Source organism: Dolichospermum sp. UHCC 0260 (assembly GCF_009711985.1).
GTDB classification, from domain to species: domain Bacteria; phylum Cyanobacteriota; class Cyanobacteriia; order Cyanobacteriales; family Nostocaceae; genus Dolichospermum; species Dolichospermum lemmermannii.
In genome coordinates this window covers 4418-11097 of the sequence record NZ_VIKZ01000006.1, presented here as the reverse complement: position 1 = coordinate 11097, position 6680 = coordinate 4418, and the positions used below count along the sequence as shown (strand labels likewise).

The 6680-nt window shown below is 37.0% G+C and carries 4 protein-coding genes; 1 reads left to right on the top strand and 3 read right to left on the bottom strand.

What is annotated here, in order from left to right; all coding sequences use genetic code 11:
* From FJR08_RS03885 to FJR08_RS03875, 3 genes are all read right to left on the bottom strand, one after another.
* The coding region (locus tag FJR08_RS03885; protein ID WP_254435682.1) for a pentapeptide repeat-containing protein at positions 1–2633 on the bottom strand (2633 nt) is incomplete at its 3' end.
* A 214-nt stretch (positions 2634–2847) separates the two neighbouring features.
* Positions 2848–3666 carry a TlyA family RNA methyltransferase gene (locus FJR08_RS03880; protein WP_168632300.1) on the bottom strand — a complete coding sequence of 273 codons (819 nt, stop codon included), beginning with the start codon at positions 3664–3666 and terminating at the stop codon, positions 2848–2850.
* A gap of 163 nt (positions 3667–3829) precedes the next feature.
* A complete protein-coding gene (locus tag FJR08_RS03875; protein ID WP_015078670.1) occupies positions 3830–4462 on the bottom strand; it encodes a DUF1361 domain-containing protein in 633 nt (210 codons plus the stop codon).
* 515 nt (positions 4463–4977) lie between these two features.
* Here FJR08_RS03875 and FJR08_RS03870 point away from each other — a divergent pair.
* The gene (locus tag FJR08_RS03870; RefSeq protein WP_168632227.1) at positions 4978–6606 is read left to right on the top strand and encodes a peptide chain release factor 3; all 1629 of its coding nucleotides are present in this window, start codon (positions 4978–4980) and stop codon (positions 6604–6606) included.
* The last annotated feature ends 74 nt before the right edge of the window (positions 6607–6680 follow it).

Sequence of the window (6680 nt, the reverse complement as noted above, 5' to 3'; positions counted from 1 at the left end):
TGACCATCTCCACTCCAGGCTACTGAGTCAACAAAACTGCTATGACCTACAAATGTCAATATTTCCCTTCCTGTTACAGCATTCCAAATTTGGACTCTACCCTCACTGTCTCCTGTAGCCAGGTATTTCCCATCTGGACTAAAAGCAACACAATGAACTGATCCTAATACCTTAGCAAAAAAAGCATCTGTTAAATTTGCCCCAGTCAGGTTGACATTAGACAAACTAGCCAAACCAAAATTCACACCAGGTATAACTGTCTCACTCAAATCCTGTTTTTCTAAAGCCAAGCGACTACCTTTAAGTAGCAGGGTTAGCGCATTACTACCACAGTAACCTGTGATTGTTTCAGTTTTACCTTTGGTGGCTTTGACTTCTGCTAATAACCGTTCATTTGCTGTTGTTGACAACATGGGAAACATTAAATCTAAGACGGCTTTGGCTAAGAGAGTTTTCCCGAAAGTTTGACTTAAATCTGTTGTTCCTTGGTCGTAGGGAAGAACCTCCACAACTTCCTGAAAATCTGCTGCTAAAATGCCTAATTCTCGTCCCAATTTATAGGAGACAAAAAATTCTAATAATGAACGATGGGCAGGATAATAATCACCATCAGCATTTCTAATTAACATGGTTTGCCCCATCATGTCATAATGCCAATGATCTAAATCTTTTTGTTCCTGTACCGTTTCACCAAAATAACTACGAATCAAATTTGGAAATTCTTTATAATTTAAAGTCATCCTATCAGTTGACAGCATTTCCCAGGATAATTCACAGAGGAAATATAATTTATCTGCCATTGAGGTAAAAGTGCGGTCAGCTTTAATATCCCGTACCATTTTCTGACGCACCGCATAGAGATAAACACGGGAAATATCCACAGGTTTACCAGCTTCAATATCCGGTAATGCTTCCATAATCAAATCAATCATTACCGGACGACGTGCCAAATCTAATAATTGTTCATTATTAATGATACTATCAACGGTTTCTGGTGTGGCTTTAAAATTAAGTACCTGTTTGATTTGTTGATCATCAAATTTTTCTAATTCTAAAACTTCAAATTGGGGTGGTTCTCCTGTGAGATTAGAAGTAGATGCTTGTAATTCTGCATTTAACAGGCTGCGTCCTTCTAATGCTTCGGGGAAATGTTCTGTCCGACAGGTTAAAATTGCTTTTGTTCCTGGTGTTCCCACAACTTTTGCTAATTCCCAGAAATTATTAATCATTGCTTGACGGTCTACCCGTGCGGCCATTTCGTCAAAGCCATCAAAAATTAATAATAATTTCCCCATGCGGTTAAGTTGTTCAAAGGCAGAATATCCAGGTAAACCGATTTGATGTTTACGAAAAAAGAACTCAGAAAATAGAGATTCAATACTCACGGCTTTAGCATAATCTCTTAAAGGAATCACTAAAGGAATACGCGGTCTTTGAGTACCTTTCTTTTTTGCTTTTAAATATTCCTGTAAAGCCAACCAAGCATAATGGAAAGCAACCCAAGTTTTACCTGTACCGAATTCCCCTAAAACCGATAAATGTTCTTTAACTGGGTCATCTAACCATTGATTAATATAACCCTCAATCCAATCGTCTTCTTTACCATAATGACTAACGCCAATATGACGTTTAGTTACTAAATCAATTTCTTCTTTAGTACAAGCCAAGGGAACATAATATTTATCAATTCCTCGGCTTTTAACTTCTGTTTCTAACCAATTAAAATAACCATTAAAATCAGCATTTTTTTCGATTAATTCATCAAAGGTATAACAAAAAATCTGTTTTTTTTCTGATTTTTCAACTGTCTCTCTAGCTGCTTTACTAACTCGACGCGGTGCAACAATCCAACCTTGATCAACTTTTTGAGTTTCTACGATTGTTTTAACTGCATTAATATCATTAATTCCTGCTTCTGCTTCTACTCCGTGAATTAAAATGCGGTAATATCCTCCTAGTGGATGGGGAATATTAATAATCCATTCAAAATATTCTTTTTCTAAGACTTCGTAATTTTCAAATTTATAACCCAGTGTTTCAAACCATTTTTTTAATTGTTTAGCTAATTCCGTTTCTCTGACAATTTCCGCAGGTGGTAATAATTGCTGTTGACTTTGTGCTAATTGGGCAATTTGTTTTTGAATTTCCGGTAAACTAAGTTGGTTAATTTGTTCCCGAACTTGAGTTAAACTATTTTGTAAACTCTCTAATTTATGGTCTTGTAAAATTTCCGTTGCTGTTCTAGCTCGTTTGGCAATTTCCACAAATAATCTGGCAAATTCAGTCAATTCTCGGCGATAATCAATATTTTGATCTTTGATTTTATTGCCAATATCAGAACTTTGAATAAAATTATCTAATGTTTGAATATTAAAACTTCTATTTTGACTAAATGCTTGCTGAAATTCTTTTTTAATTTCTTTTTCTTTAAATAACTGTAAAATAACTTTTTGTTTACCTACACCATACTCAATTAAAGTATAAACATAAACTCCCTCAAAATCATTTGGTGGTGTATCTGGTTTTAAACCAAATTTATTTAACAATCGTAATCGTATTTCGCTATACTTTAATTTATCTAAGACTTCATGTACTGTTTCCCCAATTAATGCGTCAACAACCTTATCAAGCATAAACAAAATCTGGTATAACGAATCCTTACTGTTTATACCATCAAACACATTTATCTGTCAAGCTGCTAAAAAATCACCTTTATACTAAACACGGTTGAGACATGGACTTTTACAAAATTACGAAAAACCTAGATTTGTAGGGGTTTAGCACTGCTAAACCCCTACCCACAAAATCAAATTATTAAGCCGTGTTGAGTATAACCTTGATTAATCATCATTTTTTCCCAAACTCCTGCATGACTTCTTTCGTAATTTCTTGAATTGCTGCTAAAGTTGGGGGTATGATTTCGCTGTCCATTCCCAACCATAAAAGATATTCAATATTTCCCGCAGGTCCTGTGATTGGCGACCAAGTTAAACCTTTATATTTCCATCCTAATTCTAACGCCCCTTTCATCACATTAAAAATTGCATCTCCTTGGTCATCAGAATCGCGGACAACGCCTTTTTTGCCGATGCGAGACTTGCCAACCTCAAATTGTGGTTTTACCAGCAATACAGCCTCTCTGGGAGCTTGTGTTAATTGCCATACCGCCGGCAAAATTTTGGTTAAAGAAATAAACGAAACATCCACAACTATCAAATCAGGAAATATGGCATTTTCAGCATATAATTCCTCTGGTTGTAGTTGACGTAAATTCGTCCGTTCTTTTAAGATTACCCGTTGATCATTTCTGATTTTCCAGTCAACTTGTCCATAACCAACATCTACACCATAAACTTGTTTTGCACCGGCTTGTAATAAACAATCAGTAAAGCCACCAGTAGAAATTCCCCCGTCTAAACAAATCCTGTCAGTTACAGAAATCTCAAAAAATTTTAAAGCCTTAGCCAGTTTTTCACCACCACGAGAAACAAAAGGAGGACGTTCTTTAACTTGAATTTCTGCGGTAATATCAACTTCAGTCCCGACTTTATCAACCTTATGTTGATTTACAGTCACTTCTCCAGCTTGAATTAGCCGTTGTGCTTGCTGACGGGAGGGACATAATCCCAAATCTACTAATAATGTATCTAATCGCTGTTTAACCAATTTCACTTTTTATAGCTGTTTATATTTGCTTTCCTATTCTAAATCCTAAATTATACGATTAATCTTAAATATTCAAAAAATAGATCCCCGACTTTTCAAAGAAGTCGGGGATATTTGATTTTAATTTAATGTCATTAGTTAATATTGTGAATATGATGATCATTTATTTTATTTGTGAATTAACACCCTTATTCAGAAAACCCAAAGTAATTCGTTTCATAAACCAATACAAACCCCAAAGGATTATAAAAGTGAGAGTAATAATTATCAAGGGTTGTTTACCAAGAATTTCTTCTACACCTTTTGTGATTATGGCATCTGGTTGAGTAATAAAATCCCAACTGTTAAATCTCAAAAATCGTCCCCAATAAATACCCACAGCAGAAAGAGCATGAGTGATTAACTCAACAGGAAAAATCCATTGACTTTTACCCGTTCGATGTAAATAGTAACCCAAATTTATTAAAGATATAACATAAGCTTCAAATCCGCCAAAAATGACAACAAAATAAACAGGAATTAAAACTAATGTAATCATCCATATTGACTGAACTCGCCGGATATCATCTATCAAATGAATGACATCAGTTAATAAATAAGGCGCATTTGGTAAAAAAGCATAGAAACTCAAAAATCCTAGCCACCAAACCCATGAACCACTGCGCTGACGGCGAAATAGCCAAACACTCAAAGCTAAAGGAATAAAAGCCAAAAATAAATTCCAAGTCATCCACCGCAGATTAACTTGTAAAACATGGAAAACCGTTGTTATTAATTCAATCACTTCTGCTTTCATGGAATTGCAATAGCTAGAATAAATTTGTTTTTTTGGTTACACAAAATTTGCAGTTGTAGATTTGTTAAAAATCTCAAGACATTGTTTGTGAAACTCTATTTTAGATCACTGCTGCATGAAATGGTTATTTATCAACATTTCTATCATGGAGCAGTTCATATTCACAAGGTTTTTGCCGATGTTCGGTGAATTTAGAAATTAATACTTTCGGAAAAATTCAACCCCTATATATATGGGCGCACAGATTTCCACTATACTCTTATAATAGAGGAAAGTCCGGCATTTGTCAACTATCTCACCCATAAATTTCTGATAGCGTCGTCTGACATAAACCAGATTAAGATTGAATTAACGGTAAGAATTAATATAGCAGTATGCACTTGAATCAGATCCTAATTTTAATCCCAGAGCGTTATATTCAAAGGGTTTTACTGAAAGCTGCTAGAGAATTTATAAATTTGTTCCCCCGTCCTGAAAAAGATTACATTTAGTGAAGTTACAAAGAAATTACAGATATGTCCATTGAACTGCAAGCAGAATTAGGTCAAGCGGTGGAACAGCGTCGCAACTTTGCGATTATTTCTCACCCTGATGCTGGTAAAACCACACTGACAGAAAAACTATTATTATACGGGGGTGCTATTCACGAAGCTGGAGCAGTAAAAGCCCGCAGAGACCAGCGCAAAGTCACTTCTGACTGGATGGCAATGGAACAACAACGGGGAATTTCCGTAACTTCTACGGTATTACAATTTGCCTATCGTCACTGTCAAATTAATTTACTCGACACTCCTGGACACCAAGATTTTAGTGAGGACACCTATCGGACTTTGGCAGCAGCCGATAATGCGGTGATGCTAATAGACGCGGCTAAAGGTTTAGAACCCCAAACTCGGAAACTCTTTGAAGTCTGTAAAATGCGGGGTATCCCAATTTTTACCTTTGTGAATAAACTCGACCGTCCGGGCAGAGAACCCATAGATTTGTTAGATGAAATTGAGAAAGAATTGGGATTACAGACTTATGCAGTGAATTGGCCTATTGGCATGGGCGATCGCTTTAAAGGCGTATTTGACCGCCAACAGGAGCAAATTCATTTATTTGAGCGCAGTTCTCATGGTAGTAAAGAAGCAAAGGAAATTATCCTCAATATAGGTGATCAGCGACTTGAAGAATTACTAGAAAAAGAACTATACCACCAACTTAAAGACGAGTTAGAACTCTTAGAAGGAGTTTGTCCAGAACTAGATTTAGACTTAGTACACGCCGGCAAAATGACCCCAGTATTTTTTGGTAGTGCCATGACTAACTTTGGGGTGGAATTATTCCTCAAGAACTTCCTGGACTTTGCCCTCAAACCAGGTACACATAGCAGCACTGTCGGCGATATTCCTCCTACCTATCCAGAATTTACCGGATTTATTTTCAAACTGCAAGCCAACATGGACCCGAAACATCGAGATAGGGTGGCTTTCGTCCGGGTTTGCACAGGCAAGTTTGAAAAAGATATGACAGTAAATCACGCTCGAACTGGCAAAGTTGTCCGTCTATCACGTCCGCAAAAACTATTTGCCCAAGAAAGAGAATCTATTGATGTCGCTTATCCAGGGGACGTGATTGGTTTAAATAATCCAGGTGTTTTCGCAATTGGTGATACAATTTACACAGGACAAAAATTAGAATATGAGGGAATTCCTTATTTCTCACCCGAACTTTTTGCCACGTTGAGAAACCCCAACCCATCGAAATTTAAGCAGTTTCAAAAAGGCGTTTCCGAATTGCGAGAAGAAGGTGCTGTCCAAATTATGTACTCCACCGATGAAGCCAAGCGGGAGCCAATTTTAGCAGCGGTTGGTCAATTGCAGTTTGAAGTAGTCCAGTTCCGCTTAGAAAATGAGTATGGTGTGGAAACTATTCTCGATTTATTACCTTATAGTGTCGCCCGTTGGGTTGAAGGTGGTTGGGAAGCTTTAAAGCAGGTGGGACGTTTATTCAATACCACTACTGTTAAAGATAGCATGGGACGACCAGTATTGTTATTCCGCAATGAATGGAATTGTCAACAGTTGGAGGGTGATCATCCAGAGTTGAAATTAAGTGCCATCGCTCCCGTCTTTTCCCATCAACAATCAGCAGAAAGTTAGACGCAGTGGTCAGTGGTCAGTTGTCCGTTGTCCGTTGTCCGTTGTCCGTTGTCAGTAGGGGCGAAGCATTTGGA